30 protein-coding genes and 4 pseudogenes are annotated in these 24941 nt (G+C 53.1%); 33 read left to right on the top strand and 1 reads right to left on the bottom strand.

The genetic code is table 11. The annotated features are described in order from the left end of the window. Positions 1-105 precede the first annotated feature (105 nt). The 6 genes from DBY86_RS01435 to DBY86_RS01460 are packed head-to-tail and all read left to right on the top strand — an operon-like array spanning position 106 to position 1923. On the top strand, positions 106-342 hold the full coding sequence (locus DBY86_RS01435; protein ID WP_107818624.1) for a hypothetical protein: 237 nt from the start codon (positions 106-108) through the stop codon (positions 340-342). After that, positions 314-604 carry a hypothetical protein gene (locus DBY86_RS01440; protein WP_107818625.1) on the top strand — a complete coding sequence of 97 codons (291 nt, stop codon included), beginning with the start codon at positions 314-316 and terminating at the stop codon, positions 602-604. Before DBY86_RS01435 ends, DBY86_RS01440 begins: the two co-directional genes overlap by 29 nt. Then, entirely contained in the window at positions 601-942 is a 342-nt protein-coding gene (locus DBY86_RS01445; RefSeq protein ID WP_107818626.1) for a hypothetical protein, read from the top strand. Before DBY86_RS01440 ends, DBY86_RS01445 begins: the two co-directional genes overlap by 4 nt. A gap of 11 nt (positions 943-953) precedes the next feature. After that, entirely contained in the window at positions 954-1220 is a 267-nt protein-coding gene (locus DBY86_RS01450) for a hypothetical protein (protein ID WP_002222591.1), read from the top strand. Next, on the top strand, positions 1217-1414 hold the full coding sequence (locus tag DBY86_RS01455; RefSeq protein ID WP_002234862.1) for a hypothetical protein: 198 nt from the start codon (positions 1217-1219) through the stop codon (positions 1412-1414). The genes DBY86_RS01450 and DBY86_RS01455 overlap by 4 nt, the downstream gene beginning before the upstream one ends. A 2-nt stretch (positions 1415-1416) precedes the next feature. Further along, on the top strand, positions 1417-1923 hold the full coding sequence (locus tag DBY86_RS01460; protein ID WP_004520456.1) for a DUF1804 family protein: 507 nt from the start codon (positions 1417-1419) through the stop codon (positions 1921-1923). A 10-nt stretch (positions 1924-1933) separates the two neighbouring features. Here DBY86_RS01460 and DBY86_RS01465 read toward each other — a convergent pair whose 3' ends face one another. Then, positions 1934-2182, bottom strand: a complete 249-nt coding sequence (locus DBY86_RS01465; protein WP_107818627.1) for a hypothetical protein — start codon at positions 2180-2182, stop codon at positions 1934-1936. A gap of 13 nt (positions 2183-2195) precedes the next feature. Between DBY86_RS01465 and terL the strand changes: the two genes are divergently transcribed. From terL to cas4, 27 genes and pseudogenes are all read left to right on the top strand, one after another. Then, positions 2196-3818 carry a phage terminase large subunit gene (terL, locus tag DBY86_RS01470; RefSeq protein WP_107818628.1) on the top strand — a complete coding sequence of 541 codons (1623 nt, stop codon included), beginning with the start codon at positions 2196-2198 and terminating at the stop codon, positions 3816-3818. 76 nt (positions 3819-3894) lie between these two features. Further along, entirely contained in the window at positions 3895-5448 is a 1554-nt protein-coding gene (locus tag DBY86_RS01475; protein WP_107818629.1) for a phage portal protein family protein, read from the top strand. Then, the gene (locus tag DBY86_RS01480) at positions 5441-6787 is read left to right on the top strand and encodes a phage minor head protein (protein ID WP_107818630.1); all 1347 of its coding nucleotides are present in this window, start codon (positions 5441-5443) and stop codon (positions 6785-6787) included. Before DBY86_RS01475 ends, DBY86_RS01480 begins: the two co-directional genes overlap by 8 nt. Before the next feature lie 226 nt (positions 6788-7013). Beyond that, a complete protein-coding gene (locus tag DBY86_RS01485; RefSeq protein ID WP_107818631.1) occupies positions 7014-7508 on the top strand; it encodes a phage virion morphogenesis protein in 495 nt (164 codons plus the stop codon). 217 nt (positions 7509-7725) lie between these two features. Beyond that, on the top strand, positions 7726-8781 hold the full coding sequence (locus DBY86_RS01490; RefSeq protein WP_107818632.1) for a phage protease: 1056 nt from the start codon (positions 7726-7728) through the stop codon (positions 8779-8781). Between the two features lie 22 nt (positions 8782-8803). After that, entirely contained in the window at positions 8804-9706 is a 903-nt protein-coding gene (locus DBY86_RS01495; protein WP_107737791.1) for a Mu-like prophage major head subunit gpT family protein, read from the top strand. Between the two features lie 41 nt (positions 9707-9747). Continuing rightward, positions 9748-10173 (top strand): hypothetical protein, encoded by a 426-nt coding sequence (locus DBY86_RS01500; protein ID WP_107818633.1) that lies wholly within the window; start codon positions 9748-9750, stop codon positions 10171-10173. Beyond that, positions 10173-10598 (top strand): phage protein Gp36 family protein, encoded by a 426-nt coding sequence (locus DBY86_RS01505; protein ID WP_107818634.1) that lies wholly within the window; start codon positions 10173-10175, stop codon positions 10596-10598. Before DBY86_RS01500 ends, DBY86_RS01505 begins: the two co-directional genes overlap by 1 nt. Further along, complete coding sequence (locus tag DBY86_RS01510) at positions 10582-11253, top strand: phage protein Gp37 (protein ID WP_107818635.1); 672 nt, start codon at positions 10582-10584, stop codon at positions 11251-11253. The genes DBY86_RS01505 and DBY86_RS01510 overlap by 17 nt, the downstream gene beginning before the upstream one ends. Beyond that, positions 11246-11428, top strand: a complete 183-nt coding sequence (locus tag DBY86_RS01515; protein WP_019273002.1) for a DUF2635 domain-containing protein — start codon at positions 11246-11248, stop codon at positions 11426-11428. Before DBY86_RS01510 ends, DBY86_RS01515 begins: the two co-directional genes overlap by 8 nt. Further along, positions 11425-12852 (top strand): phage tail sheath C-terminal domain-containing protein, encoded by a 1428-nt coding sequence (locus DBY86_RS01520; protein ID WP_107818636.1) that lies wholly within the window; start codon positions 11425-11427, stop codon positions 12850-12852. The genes DBY86_RS01515 and DBY86_RS01520 overlap by 4 nt, the downstream gene beginning before the upstream one ends. A 12-nt stretch (positions 12853-12864) precedes the next feature. Continuing rightward, on the top strand, positions 12865-13239 hold the full coding sequence (locus DBY86_RS01525) for a hypothetical protein (protein WP_004520443.1): 375 nt from the start codon (positions 12865-12867) through the stop codon (positions 13237-13239). A 93-nt stretch (positions 13240-13332) separates the two neighbouring features. Beyond that, positions 13333-13719 carry a hypothetical protein gene (locus tag DBY86_RS01530; protein WP_107818637.1) on the top strand — a complete coding sequence of 129 codons (387 nt, stop codon included), beginning with the start codon at positions 13333-13335 and terminating at the stop codon, positions 13717-13719. 205 nt (positions 13720-13924) lie between these two features. Continuing rightward, the gene (locus tag DBY86_RS01535) at positions 13925-16057 is read left to right on the top strand and encodes a phage tail tape measure protein (RefSeq protein WP_107818638.1); all 2133 of its coding nucleotides are present in this window, start codon (positions 13925-13927) and stop codon (positions 16055-16057) included. 9 nt (positions 16058-16066) lie between these two features. Next, positions 16067-17434 (top strand): DNA circularization N-terminal domain-containing protein, encoded by a 1368-nt coding sequence (locus DBY86_RS01540; protein WP_107818639.1) that lies wholly within the window; start codon positions 16067-16069, stop codon positions 17432-17434. Continuing rightward, a pseudogene (locus DBY86_RS01545) lies at positions 17418-18353 on the top strand (phage baseplate assembly protein); the annotation flags it as partial. The gene DBY86_RS01540 and the pseudogene DBY86_RS01545, both read left to right, overlap by 17 nt. A 1-nt stretch (position 18354) precedes the next feature. After that, positions 18355-18768, top strand: a complete 414-nt coding sequence (locus DBY86_RS01550) for a phage baseplate assembly protein V (protein WP_465119535.1) — start codon at positions 18355-18357, stop codon at positions 18766-18768. A gap of 111 nt (positions 18769-18879) precedes the next feature. Continuing rightward, on the top strand, positions 18880-19233 hold the full coding sequence (locus DBY86_RS01555) for a phage GP46 family protein (RefSeq protein WP_107818640.1): 354 nt from the start codon (positions 18880-18882) through the stop codon (positions 19231-19233). Then, positions 19230-20285, top strand: a complete 1056-nt coding sequence (locus DBY86_RS01560; protein WP_107818641.1) for a baseplate J/gp47 family protein — start codon at positions 19230-19232, stop codon at positions 20283-20285. The genes DBY86_RS01555 and DBY86_RS01560 overlap by 4 nt, the downstream gene beginning before the upstream one ends. Continuing rightward, on the top strand, positions 20282-20845 hold the full coding sequence (locus tag DBY86_RS01565; protein WP_107818642.1) for a YmfQ family protein: 564 nt from the start codon (positions 20282-20284) through the stop codon (positions 20843-20845). The genes DBY86_RS01560 and DBY86_RS01565 overlap by 4 nt, the downstream gene beginning before the upstream one ends. 10 nt (positions 20846-20855) lie before the next feature. After that, positions 20856-21093: pseudogene (locus DBY86_RS13510) on the top strand (phage tail protein); the annotation flags it as partial. A 221-nt stretch (positions 21094-21314) separates the two neighbouring features. Further along, positions 21315-21785 carry a phage tail protein gene (locus DBY86_RS13515; RefSeq protein ID WP_234403363.1) on the top strand — a complete coding sequence of 157 codons (471 nt, stop codon included), beginning with the start codon at positions 21315-21317 and terminating at the stop codon, positions 21783-21785. A gap of 39 nt (positions 21786-21824) precedes the next feature. Continuing rightward, positions 21825-22478, top strand: coding sequence for a DUF4376 domain-containing protein (locus DBY86_RS01575; protein WP_107818644.1), 654 nt, complete (start codon positions 21825-21827; stop codon positions 22476-22478). Then, on the top strand, positions 22475-22879 hold the full coding sequence (locus DBY86_RS01580; RefSeq protein WP_107818645.1) for a hypothetical protein: 405 nt from the start codon (positions 22475-22477) through the stop codon (positions 22877-22879). Before DBY86_RS01575 ends, DBY86_RS01580 begins: the two co-directional genes overlap by 4 nt. Positions 22880-23196: 317 nt before the next feature. Beyond that, positions 23197-24276: an AlwI family type II restriction endonuclease gene (locus tag DBY86_RS01585; protein ID WP_159068533.1), complete on the top strand. Its 1080-nt coding sequence runs from the start codon at positions 23197-23199 to the stop codon at positions 24274-24276. A gap of 18 nt (positions 24277-24294) precedes the next feature. Continuing rightward, positions 24295-24459, top strand: a pseudogene (locus tag DBY86_RS12835) (CRISPR-associated endonuclease Cas1); the annotation flags it as partial. Next, positions 24435-24917, top strand: a pseudogene (cas4, locus tag DBY86_RS01595) (CRISPR-associated protein Cas4); the annotation flags it as partial. The pseudogenes DBY86_RS12835 and cas4, both read left to right, overlap by 25 nt. Positions 24918-24941: the final 24 nt, after the last annotated feature.

Genomic DNA, 24941 nt, shown 5'->3' on the forward strand with positions numbered 1-24941 from the left:
ATTGAAACACGTTGTATCGGCAGTGGTTATTACGACCGCCCAATCATTGCGAGAAAAAAGCACTGATTTTTGTCGGGCATAAATGCCCAACCTACTGGGTAAATAATGCGTATTTTGGATATTTTTAAAAACCCGGCTACCGGTAATGTGTCCCACTCTAAGCTATGGGCAAACGTTGCCTGCGCGGCGGGGACGGTTAAATTCGTCATGCTGCCCGACCCTTCGGCAGAGGTTTGGGCGGTTTATTTGGGCATCGTGGGCGGCTATGCGGTGGCACGCTCGCTGGTCAGCGTGAAACGGCAGGAGGTCGGGAATGAATCTCGTGAAACTGCTGGCGAATAACTGGCAACCGATTGCCATCATCGCGCTTGTCGGCACTCTCTTGGCGGTGTCGCACCATCAAGGCTACAAGTCGGCGTTTGCAAAGCAGCAGGCGGTCATTGACAAGATGGAAAAAGACAAGGCGCAAGCCCTGCTGTTGTCGGCTCAAAACTATGCCCGCGAACTGGAACAGGCGCGTGCGGAAGCTAAAAAATATGAAGTCAAGGCGCACGCTGTCGGCATGGCTTTGGCGAAAAAACAGGCGGAAGTCAGCCGTCGATGACGACTTATCGTGAGTTGGTACAACGCACAGTCGCCTGCCGCCATGCGGATTTAGAGCTGGGATTGAGCCGCGCACGCGAACAAGAGCCGTTTGTCATCCATGTTTCCGATTTGTTGGATAAGGCAGGCATTGAGTACGCGGTACGCATGGATAAGGATTTTCAGACGACCTTTAACCTTGAATATCCAAATACAAACTACGACACCTTTAAGCGTGTAGTTAGGCAGATGATTTCGGCGTATTACTGCGTTTGTAATGATGGAGATGGACTCGAAATTTCCGGCAATCGCCCTGACTGCTACTCCGTCCGTATCGTATTCGGCGATGTGCCGGTTTAAAGGGGTTTTAAATGGACTTTGAATTTGGTTTCAGAACCCTGTGGCCGATTGCGACGGCGGCGTTTTGGTTTTGGGTCAACGGCATTTCAGGCCGTCTGAAAGAGGCGGACAAGCGTATCGACGACCTTAAAGAGGAGCTGCACGCGGTCAAGCTCTCTTATCACACCAAGCAAGATGCCAAGGCAGACCGCGACAATATCGCGGCTTCTTTGGGACGCATCGAAAACAAGTTGGAAAAAGTAAACGAAAAACTGGACAGGAAAGCGGACAAATCATGAGCGCCCCGATTTTGGAAGCCTTGGCGCGTATCGAAAACAAGACTGATCAGACGCTGAAAAATCAGAAGGAAATGCAGGCGGAAATTGCACAAATCCGCCAAGACACGAAACGCACGGCCATTACATTCGGCGCACTGGGCGGCGGCGTGATTACGGTCGGCTGGGAATTGCTTAAAGCGAAAATGGGACTGTAATTATGGCTCACCCGCAAGAAATCCGTGAAAAGTTACGCCGGCTCTATGTGAGCGGCGAGCAAACTTTGGAAACGGCGGCCTTGATGTGCGAAATCCCGCAGGCCACTGCGCGTGCGTGGAAACGTGCGGATAAGGAAAAAGGCGACGACTGGGATAAGATGCGCGCCGCCTACACTTTGGCCGGCGGCGGTATTGAGGATTTGAGCCGCGCGATGCTGGCCGGTTTTATGGTGCAGTACAACAGCACGATGACGATGCTGCAGGATTCGAGTACCGAAGATTTGCCCCCGTCCGACCGCGCCAAGCTGTTGGCCAGCCTGGCCGATGCGTTTACCAAAACCGTATCCGCCAATGCCCGTGTGATGCCGGAAACGTCAAAACTGGCGACGGCTTTGGAATTGATTGAGTTCTTGATGGCGTTTGTGCAAGAAAAACACCCCAAACATTTGCCTGCCTTTGTGGAGGTATTGGAGCCGTTCGGGGCGGAAGTGGAGAAGAAGTTTGGTTAGTTGGGTGAAACTAAGGCTTGCGTCGTTTGCGTTTACCTTTTTCTGATTGTTTGATTTCTTCTGATTGTTCGACTTCCTTAGGCTTATTTTCATGAGATGCAAATAAATCTTCAATCAATTCTTGCAACTCTAAATCGGATATGCCTACCAGTTCATTTTCAAAAGTTTTTCTTAGTTCCTGAATAATTTCTGGAATGCTTAGACCCAAGGCTTGGAGCCTAAGGGCTTCTTTTTTAATTGGTTCGGATAATTCAAACATACATTGCACCCTTATGAAAAATAAAGAATTTCTCAAATCTCTTGCCACCCTTGCCGCCAGTCTGCGCCAAGTCATCGAAGCGGAAGTGGACGGCTTCGATGCGTCGCCAAAGGCTATTGCTGCACGCCGTGCCAAGGTATTTGACCCGGCAGGCGGTTACGAATATTTCGTAAATACCTACTTCCCCCATTATATCCGCTCGCCTGAGAAATCCGAACTGCATGCGTTTTTATTCAGCCGTCTGCCGGAGATTATCCGCTCCCCCAAAGGGGAAAATGAGGCGGTGGGTGCGCCGCGCGGCGAGGGTAAATCGACGCAGGTTACCCAGCTGTTTACGCTATGGTGTATTGTGACAGGCCAAAAACATTATGCCGTTATTGTGATGGACAGTATCGACCAAGCGTATCCGATGCTGGAGGCCATTAAGGCAGAACTTGAGTTTAACCCGCGCCTGAAAACCGACTTCCCGGAAGTCTGCGGGCAAGGCCGTGTATGGCAGGCCGGTACGATTGTGACGGCCAATGACGTTAAGGTGCAAGTGGCCGGTAGCGGTAAAAAGCTGCGCGGTTTGCGTCACGGCCCTTACCGTCCTGACTTAACTGTTTTGGACGATATTGAGAATGACGAGCAAGTCCGCAACCCCGAACAGCGCGACAAGCTCAATGCGTGGCTGACTAAGACTGTATTGCCTCTGGGCGGGGTCGGTCAGAAATACGATGTGATTTATATCGGCACGATTTTGCATTACGACAGCGTACTTAACCGCACTTTGAATAACCCGTTTTGGCACGGTATTAAGTTTAAGGCGATGAAACGCTGGCCCGACCGCATGGATTTGTGGGACAGGTGGGAGGAACTTTTCCGAAACGACGGCGAGATGGTGGCCGAGGCGTTTTATCTCGCCAATAAAGACGAGATGGAGCGCGGTGCGCAAACAAGCTGGGCGGCTCGCGGCGTACTCGCGCTGATGAAAATCCGCGCCCGTGACGGCCATGCGACGTTTGATTCGGAATATCAGAATGATCCGGTTGCTGGTGAGGCCGCTCCGTTTGCGAACAGCCTGAATTTTTGGGTCAATCGTGATTCGGATTGGATTTTTTATGGTGCGTGCGACCCGAGTTTGGGCAAGGCCGGCAACAGCCGTGACCCGTCTGCGTTGTGTATCGGCGGGTACAACCGTCGCACGGGTGTGTTGGATGTGGTGGAGGCTCTGATTAAGAAACGCCTGCCGGACAAGATTATTTCCGACATTATCGAACTGCAACGGCGGTACCGCTGTGTGTTGTGGGGCATTGAGACGGTGCAGTTTCAGGAGTTTTTAAAGACTGAGCTGGTCAAACGCGGCGCGGCTGCCGGTATCCCGATTCCGGCACGCGGCATTAAGCCGAGTGCGGACAAGTTGCTCCGTATTGAAAGCCTGCAGCCGTATATGCAAAACGGTCAAATCCGTTTGCACGCCAGTCAAAGCACACTGATTGACCAATTCCGCCATTTTCCGATGGCAGACCATGACGACGGCCCTGATGCCGTGCATATGCTGTGGGGCTTGGTTCAAAGCAGCGCGACTGTCGGCGGTTATATTGCCGTGCCTAGAGAGCACGGCTTGTCCGGACGGATGGGGAGCGGCGCATGGTAAAACTGACACGGGATATAGCCTGCTAAGGAGCGGCACGGCTGAAAATGGGGCAAGTTTAACTTGCCCTTTTTACGTCATGAAAAACCTACTCCGTGCGTTGTTTAGTAAAGCCGCACCTAAAACGCCCGATAAACCATCCCAAACGGCGGATATCGTTAAAAACCGCACTACCCATGAGCATCCGAGCAAAGGGCTGACTCCGCAGTCGCTCCATCGGATTTTAGAAGATGCGGAAAACGGCGATATTCAGGCACAGTCCGAACTCTTTGCCGATATTGAGGAGAAGGACGGCCATATCTTTTCGGAGATGAGCAAACGCAAGCGCGCGGTAATCGGCTTGGATTGGAATATTGTTCCGCCTCCGAACAGCGGCGAAGCGGAACGGAAGCTGGCCGAAGAGGTTGATGGCTGGCTCAATCAGATGACCGATTTAGAGGATATGATGTTTGACCTTTTGGACGCGGTCGGACACGGCTTCTCCTGCGTGGAAATCGAATGGGAAAACCTTGGTTCGTTATGGTTGCCCAAGGCATTCCATCATCGTCCGCAGGCTTGGTTTAAAGTCAATACGATGGATGAGGTGTTGCTGCGCAAAGACGGCAACCCTGACGGAGAAAAGTTGTGGGATTTGGGCTGGATTGTCCATAAGCACCGCAGCCGTTCGGGTATTTTGGCAAGAAGCGGTTTGATGCGCACGCTGGTGTGGCCGTATCTGTTTAAAAATTACTCGGTGCGTGATTTGGCCGAGTTTTTGGAGATTTACGGCCTGCCGACCCGAATCGGTAAATATGCCTCCGGTGCGGACGACAAAGATAAGCTCACCCTTTTGAATGCGGTGCGCGAAATCGGCCATAACGCGGCGGGGATTATTCCTGAAACCATGCAGATTGAGCTGCTCAACGCGGCCAATGGCAGCGCGGACCCGTTTCAGGCAATGATTGATTGGGCAGATAAAACGTCTTCAAAAGCGATTTTAGGCGGCACGCTGACCAGCCAGGCTGACGGCAAGACTGCTACCAATGCGCTGGGGCAAATCCATAACGAGGTGCGCCATGATTTGCTGGTGTCCGATGCCAAACAACTGGCCGGCACATTGACGCGCCAATTGATCCTGCCATTGTTGCAGCTTAATAAAGGCAATGTCGATGTTTCACGTCTGCCGCGCTTTGTGTTCGATACGCAATTACCCGAAGATTTGACGGCGTACTCCGACTCTTTGCCTAAATTGGTGGAAATCGGCATGAAGATTCCGTTGTCGTGGGCGCAGGAAAAATTGGCCATTCCTTTAGCTTCCGGAGACGAGCCGGTATTGGCTTTTCAAACCGATGTTAAAACAGATTTAAAAAGTGCCCCGCTAAGCTACCGCCGTGTGGCTTTGAGTAAATCGGGCGAGATTGTCGGCGCGGCGCAGGTGGATTTAGACAATGCGGACTTGAGCAAGGTGGCCTTGCCGGAAATGATTGAGCCGTTTTTACGCGGCTTAGGCCAGGCTTTGGCCGAGGGCGACAGTTATGAGGATGTGCAGGAGCGCCTGCTGCGCGTTTATCCCGAGCTGACTGCCGGGCAATTTCAGACGGCCTTGGCGCGTGTGGTTTTTGTGTCGGACTTATGGGGACGGATGAATGGCTGATTTGAGCTACGCATTCGGCCTCGAGCCTGAACAGGCCGTCAAGTATTTTGAGGGACTGGGCTTTAATGTGCCGCCCGATTGGAAAGTAACGTGGAACGAAGCGCAGGCTAAGGCACGGGCGATTGCGGGCATTCACAAGCAGGATATTGCCGCACAAATCCACGGTGCTTTGTATGAAAGCCTGAAAAACGGTACGTCATTTGAGAAATTCCGTGATGATGTGGTAGGCCGTCTGAAACAGCATGATTGGCAGCTGCTGAAAGATGGCGACATTGTGAATGCCAACACCGGCGAAGTAGGCGGTAAAGGCATCACGCGGCATCGACTGGAAACCATTTTCCGTACGCAAATGCAGTCGGCTTATATGGCTGGGCATTGGCAGGCTCTTGAAGATGGTCGAAACTCTGCGCCCTGGCTGCAGTATTCGGCCATTCTTGACAGCCGTACCCGACAAAGCCACGCTGCGGCGCATGGCGCGGTGTATCACATCGACGACCCGTTTTGGAATTACTTCTACCCGCCCAACGGCTTCAACTGCCGCTGTACCGTACGGGCGTTTTCAGACCGTGATTTGAAGCGGCGCAATCTGCTGCCGCAAAAGGCACAACTGGAAGATACGGAAGTGGTGGTCAACCGCAAGGGCGACACCCGCCCGGCCAAGGCAGTGAAGCTGGCCGACGGCAGCCGCTTTTATACTGATGCAGGTTTTCAGAACAATGTGGGTAAAAGCCATTTGGCCAACTTGGGGCAATTGCAGATGCAGCGTGCAGTGGAACTGCCGCCGAAGCTGGCAAGCGTGGCGATTCAGACGGCCTTAAAACAGCCCGATTTGATGCGGGCGGTGTCGCAACAGGCGGCGCAAATGGTGCGGCGGGTAGATGCGGAAAAAGTAGCGCGCGGGAAAACGCTGTATGTGGGCGCATTGACCCTACCCGTGTTAGATGCATTGGCGGTAAGGCAAATCTATCCGCAATCCGCCGTGATTTCGATGAGCGACGAACGGGTATTGCACGCTTTGCGCGACAAGAAGGTCAAGCCGCTGCCGGTGTCATTTTGGGAGCAGATACCCGAACTGCTGCAAGAACCGGAGCAGATTTTATTAGGCAAGGCGGGACGAAATGACGATGCCAAACAGTTTTTGGCATTTGTGTATCCGCTGCCGGCAGGCAAGGGGAAGCTGGTGGTAACGCTGGACTATGATGTAAAAACCCGACATCCGTTTACAGGTAAGAAAGAACATCTGACCTTGAATATGGTCAACACTGGCATGATTGCCGAAACGGATAAACAGGTGGATAGCTTACTGTACGGGTATGAAACAATATGGAAAAAGCCATAAAACTCTTTGCCTGATTCGAACAGGATAATACGCGACACGGTAACGTGGCCGTAACCTTTCCAGTAGGAAACCCGAGTTTTACGGCATTAAGGACAATATACTGATGGGGAGAAATAACCAAGTTGGCGGCTTTGCCTGATTCGAACAGGATAAAACAGCAGATAAACCACCGAGGCCATTCCGGTTGGCGACCCGCCGACAACTTGGCATTGAGGATAATATACTGATGATCGAGATAAAAATCAACACAGATGCACTACAAAACGGCTTAAATACCATTGCGCAACGTACAAGCAACACCCGGCCATTGATGACGCAGCTTGCCCGCATCATGCGCAACGCTGTGCTGGACAACTTCGAGGCAGGAGGCCGCCCCGCGTGGGCTCCGCGCAAATATCCGTCCGCGCGTGAGGGATCGGGGTTGTTGCAGGCCAGCGGGCGTTTGCGCAATTCGATTACGCAGGACAGTACGTCCACGGAAGCGGTGGTCGGTACCAATGTGGAATATGCGGCCATTCATCACTTCGGCGGACAAACTGCACCGCATACGATATTGCCGAAAAAAGGCAAAGCCTTAAAATTCGGCGGACGGCTTGCCAAACGCGTCAATCACCCCGGCAGTAAGATTCCCGCACGTCCGTTTATGGTTCTCCAACCTGACGACGAACAGGCTTTAGTCGATGCGGTAAATGATTACTTGGATGCCGCTCTCGGCAATTAAAACAAAAGCCGTCTGAAATTGCACACAGACGGCTTTTATACACCTTTCCCTTATCCACCCTTTCCCGAAACGTTTAAATCAATCTGTGATGGGCTTAAAAGGCTTCTGAAACGGTTTTAAACATACTCTCTTTTCCATTCTCCGATATTTCTCATTTTCGTTCCTTACTGACAGTGATTCAGCCTCTTGTGCCGGCTTGACGGTTCATGATTCGGCAATGGATACAAAAACCTTTCTTGCCGCCTTATCTGCCGCCAAAGTCGGAAATACGGACGGCCTTATCAAAATCGTACCCAAAGGTCAATTTGCACCAGTCGACGGACGCACCGATACAGGCGTGGCGCACTGGACGATGACTGCCTCTTTGGCGCAGCAAATCATTGCCGCCTTTGATGCCGGACAAACAGACCTTGTTGTGGACTACGAACACGCCACACTGAAAGCTGCAGAAACCGGACAGCAAAATCCTGCTGCCGGTTGGATCAGCAAATATGTGTGGGATGACGATCGCGGTCTGATGGGCGAAGTGAAATGGACACAACGCGCAAAAGACATGATAGACAGCGGCGAATACCGCTATCTGTCGCCGGTTCTCGAATACGACACATTGGGCAATGTGCGCGGGCTGCACAGTGTGGCGTTGACCAATTCGCCTGCGCTGGACGGCATGGCTCTGGCTGCATTGAGCCGCCAAAACTCTATCAACCCCAAACAGGAAACCAGTATGAACAAGGAAGCTTTAATCAAGCTCTTGGGCTTGGCGGCAGATGCCGACGATAAAGCCATTGAAGCGGCTTTGGCCGAAGCACAAGAAAAGCTGGGCGGTAAAACGCTGGCCGAAGCACTGGCCGAACACAAAAACGAACCGCAAGGCGGCGAAGGCGGTAAAGGCGATGCCGGCAAGCCCGAAGATAATCCGCAAGGCGGTAATGCCGAAGACGGCGAAGTTGCCGAGCTGAAAGCCCAAGTAGCTGCGTTGAGTAAGAAAGTGATTGCAATGGAAGTGGGCGGCACTTCAGACGGCCTGATCCGTGCAGCACTCTCAGACGGCCGCCTGCTGCCGCACCAAGAAGCATCTGCACGCCAATTGGCTGCTAAAGACCCGGAGGCATTTAAGAATCTGATGGAAGGCAGTTTGAAGTTGGCCGCGTTGAGTAAAACGCAAACTGGCGGCAAAGGCGCCCAAGGCGGTGAGCCTGCGTTGACTCCGGAAGAAATCGAAGTAGCCAGGCAATTGGGTATTTCGGCCACAGATTATCAAAAAGCCAAATAAGGCTTTAAACAAGGATTAAACCATGATTATCACTCCAGATACCCTGAAGGCGCTGTTTACCGGCTTTAAGAAAAACTTCCAAGACGGCCTGAAAATGGCGGATAGCCAATACAAGGAAATCGCCACCGTCATCCCGTCTTCCACGGCTTCCAATACTTACGGCTGGCTCGGCCAATGGCCTGCTTTCCGCGAATGGGTGGGCGACCGCGTATTCCAAGATATGAAGGCGCACGGCTATGCCATCACCAACAAGCATTTTGAAAGTTCGGTCAAGGTCAACCGCAACGACATCGAAGACGACAATGTCGGTATTTACGCGCCGATGATGACCGAGATGGGCCGTGCTTCCGCTGTTCATCCCGACGAATTGGTGTTTGCTCTGCTGAAAAACGCGCACGCTACGTTGTGTTATGACGGTCAGAACTTCTTCGACAACGACCACCCGGTATATGAAAAAGTCGATGGCACCGGTCAATCCACCACTGTATCCAATATTTTTGCCGGTACCGAAGCCGCTTGGTATTTGCTGGATACATCACGCGCCCTGAAACCTCTGATTTATCAGGAACGCAAACCTAAACAGTTCACTGCGATGACCGCCGCTACCGACGAAGGCGTATTTATGCGCAACGAATACCGCTACGGCGTGGACGGCCGTTGTAATGTTGGTTTGGGCTTCTGGCAAATGGCGGCCAAGTCGCAAGAAAAACTGGATGCCGCAGGTTTTGAAAAGGCTTACAACGCAATGGTCAGCCTGAAAGGCGATGGCGGCCGACCGCTGGGTATCCGCCCGAATGTACTGCTGGTTCCTCCTTCTTTGGAAAACGCCGCCAAAGAGTTGGTGGAAGGCGACCGCCTGGCGAATGGTGCGTACAACCCGAACAAAGGCAAATGCAAGGTAATCGTATCTCCTTGGTTGCTGTAACCCTTTAGATAGGCGGGCTTTGCCCGCCAAAAGGATAAAAAATGGCGAAAGTAAAAAACGAAGATGAAAAAACTGAGCAAACGGTTGGCGCAACTGTGGATGTAAATCCCGAAGACGTTAAGTTGCAGGCTTTTCTTGAGGCTGAAGTCGAAAAATTGAACACCGGGCTTGAAGCGGCGCGTGTGCGTATCGCCGAATTGGAAGCTCAATTGGAACAGGCCGCAAGAGGTGCCGTTGAAGCGGCAGAAGCGCAAGAACGCTATCAGGCAGGCGGTGAAGCGGCGGCCGATGCCGAAGTGGTTGCCGTCAAATCCAAACACGGCCATGCGTTTTGGCGCAGCGGGTATCACGTTCAGCCGCATTTTACCTTTGTGAAACGTGCCGATTTTGAGACCGAAGCGTGGGAGCGCCTGCTGGCCGAGCCGATGGCTGTTGTTTGTGAAGCCTTGCCCGTGGAGCAGGATTAATGGCTTACGCAACGGTTGCCGATTTGGTGGCGCGTTATACCGAGCCGACGATTGCAGGTCTGACCGACCTGACGCGCTTGGGCAGTGTGAACGCCGAAATCGCGCAACAAGGTTTGGATGATGCCTCTGCCGAAATCGACGGCTATCTGGCATCGCGTTATGAATTGCCGTTGCCTGCCCCTGTGCGCCTGTTGAGCCTTTATTGCTGCGACATTGCCGTTTACCGTTTGGCAACGGGCAAGCGCCAGCTGACGGAAGATATGGTGCACCGATATGAGGCGGCGGTTGCGTATCTCAAATTGGTGGCATCAGGCAAAGCTGGTTTGGGTGTGGCTGAAAATGCCGACCCCAAGCCGACCGTGCAAGGTGATGCGGTAATGTTTGCCGCCAAGGAAAAGGTGTTCGGCCGTGATAGCGTCTATTGAACAAGCCATCAAACAGCGTCTTTCAGACGGCCTTGGCCAAATGGTCAGCGGTGTGCATACCTACGGTGGTGAATTTGACGGCAAAGGCTTGGCTCAAGTGGTTAACCGGTTCCCCGCCGTTTGGATCATGTTTGCCGGCATCACCAACAGCGAGCCCCATGATACGCGCCGTACACGCTACCAAGTCACCGGCCGCTTTACTGTCTTAGTCGGCGACCGTGCCAGCGGCAGCGAGGCAGACAGCCGCTTTGGCAGTTTGCACCAGAATGATGTCGGTACTTACCGGCTGATGCAGACCGTGCGCCTGTTGCTGATCAATCAGACTATGGGTTTGTGTATAGGCCGTCTGAAACCCGGCAAAGCAAAAAGCCTGTTTTCAAAACAAATGGAGTTGGACGCAATCAGCGTATTCGCGCTGGATTTTGAAACGCATTGGTTTGAAGACGCACTGCAAGACGGCGATTGGCCGCGGCCTGCGGTTTCAGACGGCCGACAGGCGCAAGTATATGCCGACGTATCCGCCTACCGAGGCCGTACCGACCCGGAACATCCCGACTTTAAAGGTGCAAACCTTGAGCTGCGTATCCCGCCTAAAAAACCAAACCAACCCGCCGATATGGCGGCCACCGTTAAAACCGAGGTAAAACATGACTGAAACCATTAAAGTTCGTGCCGCCGCAGGTCTGCAAGTCCCTATGGCAGGCAAGCCACATGAATATATTACCGACCAAGAAACGGTCGAAGTGCCGAATGCCGCGTATTACCTGCGCTGTATTCACTACGGCGACTTGGTTATTGTTGAGGACAAACCGAAAGGCAACAAATCATGACTTCCGCAAACGTCAGTTTCGATAAGATTCAAACCAGTACGCGCAAGCCCGGCGTTTACGTCGAATGGAACACCAAGCTTGCCGTGCGCAACCTGCCGGCCAACAAGCAACGTGTGCTGATTGTGGCGCAGCACAACAATCCCGCCTTGGGCGGGCTTACCGGGCTGGAGAACGTATTTTCCGCCGCCGATGCGGCCGCCAAATACGGCGCGGGCAGTATGGCGCACCTGATGGTTACCGCCGCGATCAAAGCCTATGCCTATGCAGATTTGAGCCTGATTACCGTTGCCGACAATGAAGCAGGCGTTGCCGCGACCGGCAGTATCACGATTACGGGCACTGCCGCTACGCAAGGCGTTTTACGCGTCAACATCGGCAATGCCGATACGTTGACCGTCGGTGTCGCCTCCCGTGCAAGCGCCGCAACCGTAGCGGCAGCCGTTAAGGCGGCCATTGACGCGGAAACATCTTTGCCGGTAACGGCAACAGCTTCCGAAGGTTCGGTAACGCTGACGGCTAAAAATAAAGGCACGCACGGCAACCATATCCGTATCCGTGCCAGCAATACCGCCGAAGGGATTACCGTTGCGGTCAGGCCCATGAGCGGCGGTGATGCCGATGCCGATATCGGCCCCGCATTGAATGCAGTGGTTGCCGAAGGCCATCATTTAATTGCGGTAGGCTGTACCGATGAGGCGAACCTCTTGAAGTTGCGCGCACATTTGGACACTGTCGGCGCACCCGAAGAAAAACACTGGGCATTGGGTATTTACGGTCAAACCGGAGCATTGGCGCAGACAACGACACAGGCAGGCCGTCTGAACAGCGGTTATCTGTATTCGGCCTGGTATCGTAAAACGCCCAGCCTGCCGTGCGAGCTGGCGGCCGCGTTTGCTGCCGTCGCGGCAGGCGAGGAAGATCCGGCCCGTCCGCTCAATACCCTGAAGCTCAACGGCATCGGTGTGTGCGACAGTGCGGACAAGACGATGCGTACCGAACAGGAAAACGCGCTCTACAACGGCGTTACCCCTATTGAAACCAGCCCGGACGGCACATCCGCCCAAATCGTCCGCGCTATTTCGACTTATACCAAAACCGCCAACGGCACGGCAGACGAAAGCCTGCTTGATATGACTACCGTACGCACATTGATTTATGTATCAGGCGCGTGTGCCGACCGTATCGCATTGCGTTTCCCGCGCGACAAAATGACCGAGCGCACCATTGCCCGTGTCCGCTCCGAATTGATTGATGTGTTGATGAAATGCGAAGAATTGGAAATCGTCGAAGACGTTGAAAACAATTTGGCCAACTTGATTGTGGAACGCGATGCACAAAACACCGGCATGCTCAACTGCCGCGTGCCGTCTGATGTGGTTAACGGCCTGCACCAAGTAGGCATGGTTATCGACCTGTATCTGTAAAAAGGAAAGAACATGAGTACAGAATATGTAGGCAGCGTAACGCTGTATGTCGGTGCGACCGAGGTGGAGGTCACCAAGATTGATGTGAAAAACATCACAGGCAAAAAAGAAGTTAAAACCATGAACCGCACACGCCGCGTCAAAGGCTTTACGCGCGGTGTCGGCCAGTATGATATTTCTTTTACCGCCGTCGTGCCGACAGACGGTACGGTTATCGATTGGGATAAAATCGAAGACGCAAAAATCTCGCTGGTCCCTGATATCAATGGCGCACGCCCAACCTCCTATCTTGGTTTTTGCGCGAAGGAAGCCGGTGAAAGCTATACGGTGGACAACGAATTGGTCATTGATGTGACCGGCTTTGCAACCCGTAAAGTGATTGAGTAAGCCATCCGAAACTGACACCTGTTAAAGACGGTTTAAACAGCCTTTAAACGATAATTGGATTTTTATCCGATTAACCGTTTAGAGGCTTTTATTATGTCTTCAATTTCCAAAGAACTCGAACATGCCGCAAAAGAGTATGGGCTGGTTGTTTCTTCTGACCTGAAAACCGTTTCAGGCCGTCTGAAGTACGGTATCTCTGTTGACGGCGCTGTCCATCGTGATTTTTCCATGCATCTGCTGACCGTGCGCGAAGATATGGCTATTGACCCGACGCTGGAGGGTCAGGCGCGTATGTTGGCAGCCTATTCAGCCTCTCTCGACCATATCGGTACGATCCAACCTGATGTTTTAACGCCCGACTTCTTGGCCGATGAGTTGGTCGCCACCGATTTTGACGCGCTTTATTTCGCCCAAGAGCTGCTGGCAAAAAAGCGTCTGTCCGTTCAGCCCGTGCCGACCGCTACCGATACGCAGTCCTAAAGCTGGGGAGCTACGGTATCTCTGCCGACGATATCGGCAAGATGACTCAGCCGGAGCTTGAGGGATGGCTTAAACAGGCTGATTTGATTGACCGTGGCCGTGCCGCTCCCGTGGTGTTGCCATGGTTTGCCCCATCGGCCAAAACCTCAGCTCCATCTGCATCCGGCGGACACACTCAAACCTTTATCAGTAAACGGAAGAAAAAATGAGCCGTAATACAGTCGAATTAGTTGCCAAGTTCCGAGATGAGGCCAGCGTCGGCCTGCGCCGCTTGGCAACCGAGGCCAACCGTACGATGCAGATTCAAAGCCGTGCGGCATCATCTTCCGGCAGGCAACAACAGCTGATGCATGCAGCTGCCGCCCGTTTGGGCATTCGCACGGAGCGTGAAATCCGCCGTGAAATCCAACGTACTCAAGCGGCCTACAACGCAATGGCCAAAAGCGGCCGTGCTTCGCACAATGAACTGGCGCGAGCCGCCCAACAGACGCGCAGCCGTATTCGTGAGTTAAATGCCGAAATGAACAGCGGCAGCCGTTTCAACCGCATGGTTCAAGGCGGTAAAAGTTTGGCGCGCGGCGCGGCTTCGGTTGCCGCCGGTGCGGCGGCAGGGGCTTATGTATTGGCTCAGCCGGTCAGCCGGACAATGGACTATGACACGGAGCTGCGTCACGCGACCAATACCATGTATGCAGGCAAGACTTTGGCGGAAAAACGTGCCGGCATGGAGGAAATTAATAAAACGGTAAACGATGCCGCTTATTTGGGCGGAACATCTAAGCAAGCAGCCTTGCAGGCAATGAATACCATGGTGGCCAGCGGTTCGTTGAGTGATGCTGCCGTGAAGCAGATGTTGCCAACCGTAATGAAAACAGCACTTGCCGCCAATGCTGATGCCGATGATATTGCCAATATTGTGACCAAAGCGAAACAGGCAGGGTTTAAAGAAGCCGATATCCCTGCTTTGCTTGACCGAGCCATGCAATCGGGCGCGGATGGCGGTTTTGAGCTGAAAGACATGGCGCGATGGTTGCCGCAACAGTTGGCAGCAATGAAGTCCGCAGGTATGGGCGCGACACTGGATAATTTCAGCAGTTTGTTAAATGCAAACCAACTGGCGTTTATGACTGCAGGCAGTACAGACGAAGCCGGTAACAACCTGGTCAATCTGCTGGCGAAAATCAGCAGTCAGGACATCGTTACTAAGGCAAAGAAAATCGACATTAACGGGCAAGAGGGTTTTGACTTCACGGACAGTATGAATAAGCGTCAGGCTGCAGGCATGAACTCGCTGGACGCATTGGTCGATATCGTGAGTGAAATCGTGAGCAAGGATAAAAAGAGCGCGGCATTAATGAAACAAATGGCCGCCGCTCAAGGCGATGAAGCCAAGTTGGCTTTACTGGAAAACCAAAAAGCTTTGGTTGACGGTACGGCTGTCGGCCGGTTGGTTTCAGACCGCCAAGCCTTGATGGCGTTGCTCTCTCTCATCAATAACAAGCAAGAAGCCGCACGACTGCAGCAAGGACAAGCCAATGCCGCCGGTGCAGTAGACAATAATTATCAATTTGTGGCCGAAGGCTCCGGGTTCAAAAAAGAACAGCTCAAAACGGCATACAGCGAAGCTGAATATGGCGCATTCTCAAGCTTTACCGACATGGTGGCCGATAAGCTTAAAGGTATTGCCGACTGGGCCAGAGGTCATCAGGAGGCCGCGCAGACAGCGGTGGCGGCGGGTCAAGGGGCTGCGGCGGTATCCGCAACTGCGGGGACAAGCTCAATGGTAAGCGGCGGATGGCGGTTCTTCCAAGGCGGTCAAGGCGTTGCCGGTGCCGGCCGTTTTCTGCCTTCTGCAGGCTCAATGGGTGCCTTTACTTTGGGTGCTGCTCCGTTGGCCGCTATGGGCGGCGTAACACATTTGGCGGCGCAACGGGATAAATATGACGACTGGAGTAAGCCCTTGGCGGCATTCGCCGACCGCTTGCAGTCGTTTTTACCTGATTTTATGTCGTCTGCCAAAAACGAATACATGAGAAAACGGGAGGAATTGGGTGGGAATAACTCTCCGCTCGACAGCCCTGTTCTCAAAGAGAGTATGGCGCAGCTCAGTCAATCTGCACAAACCAATCAGCAAGCCAGCCAACAGTATGTCACAGCGGCAACTGAAAATCAGGCTGCAACTGTCCAGCTTACCAATGCGGCCTCCCAGATGACTGCGGCTGCCGCGCAAATGCAGGCGGCGGCAGGTAAGCCGATACCCGTTACAGTCACCGTTCAAAACGGCAATATTATGGCCTATATCAATCAAGCGGCGGCGCGTGCGGCAGCTAAAAATTAAGGATCCGTGATGAGTTGGAAAGATACTTTGCTTGATGCCAGTTTCAAGGGTGTCGGCTTTGATGTAATCGATGATACGTTGCGTGGCACGCACGCCTTAGCCGAACACGAATACCCGTTTGTTCAGGGTTCGGATATTGAGGACACGGGCGTATCGGCAATGGATATGAGCCTGACGGCGGTATTGTGGGGGGATGATTATGAAAGCAGGCTGCAAAGCCTGTTAGGTGTTTTGCGGGAGACTGGTGCGGGCGAATTGATCCACCCGATTTACGGCAGCGTGCCCGATTGCGTGGTGGCTGATTTTGAAGCTGCTCATAATGAAGAAAATCCCGATTACTGTACGGTGCGGATGACCTTTAAGCAAAGTGTCAAAGCCGCCCCGTTTTTTGACCGTGAATTGCCGTCTGCACTGGCCGATGAAATCGATTGGCTGGCAGATTTGGCCTCATGGCAGGGTTTTGAAGTGTTTCAGACGGCCTTGGGCAAGATTCAGAAGACACAAAGCCGTTGGAACGCATTTCATGCCACAGTATTGACGGCAGTCGGCGTTATGTATGGTCAGGTTAACGGCGTGTTTGCCGGCTCAATGAATCTTCTGAACAGCCCGCGTGTATTGGCGGCGGAGCTGAAATCAGTATTCGGTGTGTTGGCAAATATGCACGTTGTCGGTAAAAGTGGGCTGGATGGCTGGCGCGATATGGTTGGTGGGGTATCAAAAGCCGCCGCTACACCGTGGCAGGTAAGTCGCGGGGCAGAAGGCAGTGTTTCGGCAATAGATTTAATTCAGCGTGCAAAGGTTGAAGATGTCGCTGCGTTCACAGCGTTTACCGCAACCGTCGGAGCGTGTGCTTTGGCGGAACAGGCAGCAGATATTTTGGCAACACAAATTGATGATCCGACTTTAACGCCCGTGGAAATCTCACGCCTATTATCCGATACCCATACTGCTTTGCAACGTGCGCTGGGCGCAAACCGTATTTTGGCGATGATGTCGGCAGACGAGGCAAAGGCCGGAAAGATGGCTTATTTCCTGCTGCGGCTGTATCAGACACCGGCAGACAGCGCCGATGATGTGTACCGACGTATCGAAGCGGCAGGCCTGTTGCCGCAAACACCATATCTTGAAACTGCCGCCGAACTGACTGAAAGTTTGCGTGATACGGCACACAAGCTGCAAAAACAGGCTTTTGCCGTTTTGAATATGCGCCCTCCGTTAGTGCAGAAAATTGTAGGACATGATACCGGCCTGCATCTGTTGGCGTTTGAATGGTATGGCGATTACAGCCGTTTTGGCGAGCTGCTGTGTCTGAATCCGCAAATCCGTCATCCGAACTTTCTCAGTAAAGGAGAGGTGTTGAATGCCTACGCCAAATAATTCCGTCACTCTGATGATTAACGGCAAAACTCATGGGCAGTGGACGAATTACGACATTGTGTCCGACCTGTTGACTCCTGCCGATGATTTCAGCGTTACGCTGGGCCGTCCCGTCGATGCCGAACCCGATGCGGTGCGGGTGGGCGACAAAGTGGAAGTGCGCGTGGGCGGCGATACGGTATTGAGCGGCCGTATCGACCGTGCGCACACTACGACAGAGAAAGGCAATAAAACGCTGACCATTCAAGGCCGCGATGATGCCGGTATCCTGTTGGACTGTTCTGCGCCGTTGTTTAACGCGCAGGATATGGATTTAAACCAAATTATTGAAAAAATCGTCAAGCCTTTGGGTTTGTCAAAAATCCGTATCGATGCAGCCAAAACCAATAAAACCCATAAAGTACAAATCGAGCCCGGAAGCCGTGCATGGGATGCCTTGACGCAATATGCCGAAGCCAACGGGGTATGGCCTTGGATGGAGCCTGACGGTACGTTGGTTGTCGGTGGCCCCGACTACACTACAGCACCTGTTGCCGAGTTGGTCTTACGGGTCAGTGGCGACAATAACAATATCAAGCGCCTGGAAGTCGAGCGCAATATGGCTGCTCGGTACAGTGAGGTCACGGTATTGGGACAAAGCCATACCGGCAAGCACAATATCAAAGCAACGGTAAAAGATGAATCCCTTAAGCTGAGCCGGCCTTTAATTGTGACAGAGCCTGATGTTGACAGTCAGGCGGAAGCGGAACGTAAAGCAAAGAAACGCTTGGCGGACAGCCGCTTGGAAGGCTTGACCATCACGGCAGTGGTACAGGGGCACCGAACCGATGACGGTACGTTGTGGCAACCGGGTCAGAGAATCAACGTATTGAGCGAACCGGACGGCATCGACTCAGTGTATTTCCTTATGGCGCGTACCCTTGGGCGGCAAAACCAGCCACGGTATTATTGTTACCACGACAAACGGCGCGTACCGCATTACCGGTTTGTCTGATGGCGAAACGGCGGTTTACAACGCCGACGGTGCCAAGATGGTGTTAAAAAAGGGGCGTGTCATTGAGATCGACTGCGAAACGCTGAATATCAAAGCACCTGGCGGCGTAAATATTACTTCAGAAAAGGTCGAATGTTCGGCGGTGTTGACTGCGCAAGGTCAAATCAACGGCAATGGCGGTATGGCGGTGCAAGGCGGTAGCGGTACGACATTTACCGGCAATGTGGATATGGTCGGCAATTTGAATACTACCGGCGCATTAACCAACAACGGTAAAGATGTCGGCAGTAATCACAAACATACTGAGACCAACGGTTCGGAAACCGGTGAAGTCATTTAAACTGCTTTTAAAGGTCATCTAAGAATCCTTATTGGGTTTTTAGGCGGCTTTCTATATTTGTCTGACATCAATTCACTCAAAGAAGGGGCGTTCATATCCGAAAATTCTGGTATGGACGCTTTACTTAATCCCGCCACCGGCGACTACTTATTAAACCAATCCGCGCAAGGGATCGAAAACGAAGTCTATGTAAGGCTGGTTACCCCGCTGGGCAGCTACTGGGCCGAACCTGCATTAGGCAGCCGCCTGCACGAATTGCGCCGCATGAAAGACCTGCCGCGCATGGCGGTGCTGGCCAAGCAGTATGCCGAGCAGGCTTTGCAGCCGATTTTGGATACCCGCCGTGCCCGCCGCATCAATGTGGCCGCCTCTTTGGCACGGCGCGGCTGGCTGCGGCTGGATATTGCGGCGGTGGATGCAAGCGGCCGGAGTTTGAATTTAATCCACGAGGTGCGGCTGGCATGAAAACCAAAAACTTTGAGCAACTGCGCAGCGACTACCTGCGCGATTTGAGCAACCAACAGCCTGCCGCCCACACCCACCCCGGCAGCGACAATTACGCCCGCGCCACCGCTTTGGCCGCACTGGCCGAGGGGCAATACCAGCATCAAGAGTGGATTTTGCGGCAGGTATTTGCCGATACGGCGGACACCGCCTATTTGGAGCGCCATTGCGCCATGTATCGCATTTGGCGCAAAGCGGCTGCCGCAGCGGCGGGCAGCATCCGCATCAGCGGCGCACCCAATACCGTTCTGCCTGCCGGGCTGGTGGCCCAAGTGGGCAACATTGCCTATCAAACCAGTGCACCAGGTCAAACCGACGGCAGCGGTCAGGCATTGATTGCCTGCCACTGCCTGAGCACCGGTGCCACCGGCAATCAGCCGGACAACACCCCGGCCAAACTGCAAAGCCCGCCTGCCGGCATTGAGGCAGATGCCGTGCTTACCAGCATGGTGGGCGGCACCGATATCGAGAGTGATGCCGCGCTGTTAGACAGGCTGCTGTCGCGCCTGCGCCAGCCGCCCGCCGGCGGCAACGCCTACGACTATTACCGCTGGGCAATGGACGTGCCAGGGGTGGAGGCGGCATTTGTGTATCCGCTGCGTCGCGGTTTGGGCACGGTGGATGTGGCCATCCTTACCGCTTCCGGTTTACCCTCTCCCGATGTGGTGCGGGCCGTGCAGCAGTATATCGACGAACGCCGCCCGGTTACCGCCAAAAACGTGCAGGTGGTGGCGCCGCAACGCGTGCCGCTCAATGTATCTGTGCGCGTATCGCTGGCCGACGGCTACACCCTGCCTGCGGTCAAGGAGGCTGCCGAGCGCGCCTTGTCAGCCTATTTCGCGACCATCAAGCCGGGCGACACCGTCTATAAAAGCCATATCGAAGCACTGATTAGCGATACCCCGGGCGTGCGCGACCGCGTGCTCGACAGTCCGTCCGCCAACCAAAACGCCGCCATCACCCCGCACATCCAATGGCTCGCCTTGGGCACGTTTGAGATGACCCTGTTATGACTTACGCTGATTTACTCCCACTCTACTATCCGCCCGTCAGCTACGACGTACGTGCCACCCGGCAGGCCGCCGAGCGGCAGGCGGAAGCCGCCATATTCGACGGCGTGCAAACGCAGTCGGCACAGGTGCAGGCTGCCGCCTACGCCCCCACTGCCGGCGGCGACATCACGCGCTGGGAGCGGCTGCTCGGCATCAATCCGCCGCAGCCCGACAACTACGCCCGCCGTGTAGCCGATGTGTTGGCCAAACTCAATGAGACCGGCGGCCTGAGCATCCCGTATTTCATCCGGCTGGCTGCCGCAGCCGGCTACACCATCACCATCAGCGAGCCGCAGCCCTTCCGCGCCGGTGTAAACCGCGCCGGCGACCGTCTCGCCCGCGAAGACATTATGTGGGTGTGGTGGGTGGACGTGTCCGCCCAATCACAAACCGTGTGGTGCTTCCGCGCCGGCTCCGGCACCGCCGGCAGCCGCTTGAGCCAATACAGCGACGCCGTGATCGAGAGCCTGTTCAACCGCCTCAAGCCCGCCCACACCGCTATCCGATTTACCTACCGATAAGGACTAAACCATGCACCCCATCGAAACCCCCGACAAGACCTTCCACGACGGCGACGGCGTGAGCGAGCTTGGCACCATCCTGCCCGCGTGGTGGCTCAACCAAGTGCAATCCGAGCTGCTGGCCGTGCTGACTGCGGCCGGTATCCAGCCGGATAAGTCGCAGCCTAATCAATTACTGGCAGCACTGAATAAGCTGGCTGTAGTTGCCACCGGCAACCAAGAAATAGGCGGCGACAAAACCCTTACCGGCCTCGCCACCCTGAAAAAAGGCGCGATTGTGGCCGACAGCGTGGGCGACTTTAATGCCAACCAATACCTGCAAATCGGCGCAAACAACGTAAACGCTTATTTTTACAACAAACGGAGCGGCAAATACCTCTCCATGCGCAACGACGGCGAACTACGCTATGACGGCAAGCGCCTGCTCAACGTGGACGACCTCGCCGGCATGATACCCAGCGGCGCCGTGATGTACTTCGCCGGGCAAACCGCCCCGACCGGCTGGCTCAAAGCCAACGGCGCGGCCGTATCGCGCACCAACTATGCGGCCCTATTTGCCGCCATCGGTACAACTTACGGCACAGGTGACGGCCGCACCACCTTCAATCTGCCCGACCTTCGCGGCGAATTCGTGCGCGGCTGGGACGACGGCCGCGGCATCGACAGCGGGCGTGCACTGGGCAGTGCGCAAGGCGATGCCATCCGGAATATTACCGGCAAAATTGACAGCGGAAAAAACGGCGCACTGCAACTGTTCGACTACATTGAGCCGACGGGCGCGTTTGGCGTGGAAAAATCATGGAAACAGTGGACAAGCGAAGGCAACGGCGGAAATGACAATATTCCGCGCGCCATCACTTTCGACGCCTCCAGCGTCGTCCCAACCGCGCCCGAAAACCGCCCGCGCAACATCGCCCTTTTGCCCTGCATCAAAATTTGATGCGCGTTAAAACAAATGTCGTCTGAAAGGATAAACCCCATGATCCCCAAAACCGTTTACCAAATCGACACAAAAAACCTCTATGTCGGCAGCACTAGCGCCGACCCTGATCCCTTAAATCCTGAAAACTGGCTCATCCCGGCAGGCTGCATTGAGACCGCGCCGCCTGAAATCCCCGAACATCATGCCGCGCGTTGGACGGGCCAAGAGTGGGAAATCCTAGAAGACCATCGCGGCAAAACCGCCTACCGCACCGACGACGGCGCGGAGGTGCAGCTTGAACAGGTGGGTGAACTGCCTGACGAACTGACCTTTACCCCGCGTGAAAATGTGCATCAAACATGGGATGCCAAAGCGAAGGCTTGGATATTGCCTCCGGACGTTGCCGCCCGGCTCAAAGCCGAACAGCAGGATGAGATGTGGGAGCGCATCAAGGCCAAGCGTTACAACAACCTGCGGCATGGGGTTTATATCAAGTCCGTAGGCAAATGGTTTCAAACCGATGACGCCACTCGCCTGCAATATTTGGCGCTGGCGCTGGAAAGTGTAACGGGCGGTTTTAAAAAGCCCATCAACTGGAAGACGATGGATAACAGCTTTTTACAGCTAACTCCCGAGCTGCTGCGCGAAATCATGCAGACCATGCACGATACGGCTGGCGCGTATGGTGTGCAAGGGCGACCGACTGGCTGACCCGTGCCCTCACACGAGGACAATACAGCCATTGCGAGATTGCAGTGAGGCTGACAGAAAAAAACAATGGCGGACAGGTAGCGTATCAATGCTATTCCGCTTCCATCCGGGACGGCGGCGTGCGCGTGAAAACCATGCCGCTGCCTGCGTCCAAGTGGGACTTGATCCAAATGGAGTCAACCTCCGAAGCACACGAACGTCTGCAAAGGGTATGGGCGGAAACCCGAGGCCAAGGCTACGACCTGATGGGCGCATTGGGTATTGCCTTCGGGCTGCCGCAAAACCGCCGCCGTTGGTTCTGCTCCGAGTGGTGCGCCGCCGCATTGGGGTTGCCCGACGGCTGGCGCTGGTCGCCCAACGACCTCGCCGCCATCGTGCCCGCTTTAAAAAGGCAGGCATGAAAAATCCCGCCACATGGGCGGGGAACACGAAAGATGAGACGGAGACACGGCAGGTGCGGTAACACCCGCCGCGACAGCCAAGCAGAGATAGCCTGCATTGACCCAAGGCCGCCACCCTCGAGGGCACGCGGATTGTATCACGCAATGTAGGAAAAATAATGCAATACCGATGCAAAAGCTGCGACGACCACCTGATTTATAAGTTCTGACGGCGGGCGGCATACTACTTTTAAAGACATAAGATAATCCCCGTTTAACAGGCCATTAAACGGGGATAAATTTGGGCAAAAGCTTATACAATTTTCTACGCTGAGGCGGTGCAAAAGCTACTGCCAATTTGGGCAAAAGCTGCTGCCGCCTTACAACACTCTACTTTTGAAAAATTCATAAAAACAAAAGAAAGTAATATGCGCGATTACGCAGATGCTTTTTTTAGATATATCCGTGCAACTGAGTTGGTTACAATTGACTCTAAAACTATGAGAATTAAGATTTCACCATCTAGAAAAGATGATGTGAATTTTATTTTGGAAAATATTGATAGACATCCAATGCATTTTGATAGTGTAAAGTCATTTCAAAATTACCTATTTGATCCTGAATCATTAAAACTATTTTCAGATAATAAAGATAGGCTAATTGATAAGATAAAATCTTTGTCAGCTGAACAAGTAGTATTAGAAAGTAAGACTATTGATGAGTTAAAAGACGATTTGGTTGCGTTAGAAACTGAGCAAAAGAAAAAATTTGTAAGCGATAATATAATTAAATTAAAAGAAAATAAATTAGATGATTTAAATGATATTTATCTTATGTTTAATAAAATTATTGATAAAGAAGTTCCCGATGCCCCATTGTTTCTTGAGTGGAATGTTTGGCGTGCTTTTGCTGCTTTAAATCACACTAAAGAAATTTCTGGGAATTTTATTTTTGATTTAGATGGCATACCACTTAATACTGCTCCAGGAAATAAGCCGGATATTGAAATTAATTATGGGGATTTTTCCTGCATTATTGAAGTAACAATGTCTCGTGGTGAAACTCAATTTAATATGGAAGGTTCGTCTGTTCCCCGGCACTATGGTGATTTGGTCAATAAATTACAGCATAACAAAGCATATTGTTTTTTTATTGCACCTAAAATATCAGAAGCAACAAAGGCATTCTTTTTTAACCTGAATAAAGTGCATACTAAAAGGTATGGTGGAAAAACTAAAATTATTCCTATGGATTTATACAGTTTCATTGAATTTTTCAGAGTTGGAATTGTACAACAATTTTCACAAGTTTCTATTTTAGAAAACTGGTTGGAGCAACAATGGCTCTATAACCAAGATGCAGAAGATGAAGATATTTGGTTTAGACGGATTCAAGAAAGTATTCAAAATTGGATTTAAATATCTAATGGGCTAAAAATGAATTTGGTGTTTTTTACGGAAAACGGTCATTTCTTGGGGCGACTTCAGGGACGGCAGAGCGGCAATGTGCTGCTGCGTCGGGCGCAGTATCGGGTGTCGGAGCAAAGTCCCACACCGATTGCGCGCAATATCATTGCGGCAAAGATTCGGGTGAGCCGGAAACACGCAAGGGCGTGCGCTTTGAGCGGACGGTACACGTTTCGGCAGAAAAACCGGGCATCAGCGGCATATTGGATTTGGTGGAAGTGGACACGAAAACAGGCCGTCTGAAACCCGTGGAATACAAACGTGGCAAGCCAAAACCCGACCCGATAGACCAAATCCAGCTTTGCGCCCAAGGCTTGTGCTTGGAAGAAATGACGGGGCAAACCGTCTCTGAGGGCGCACTGTGGTATATGCAAACCCGCCGCCGTGTCCCCGTCGTGTTTTCAGACGGCCTGTGCGCCCAAACTCTCGCAACTATAGCCGCCGTCCGCGAACTTTTAAACAGCGGACAAACCCCGCCGCCCGACTACGGCAAACGCTGCAACGCCTGCTCGCTGGTGGAGATTTGCCAGCCGGAGTTGTTGGGAAAACGGGATAGGAGTGTGGGGTATCTGGAAGCGTTGTTTATTGTGTAAGAAAAAAACCGCAGGTATTTTGAA

Source organism: Neisseria bergeri, assembly GCA_003044455.1.
In the GTDB taxonomy this organism is placed as follows: Bacteria; Pseudomonadota; Gammaproteobacteria; order Burkholderiales; family Neisseriaceae; genus Neisseria; species Neisseria bergeri.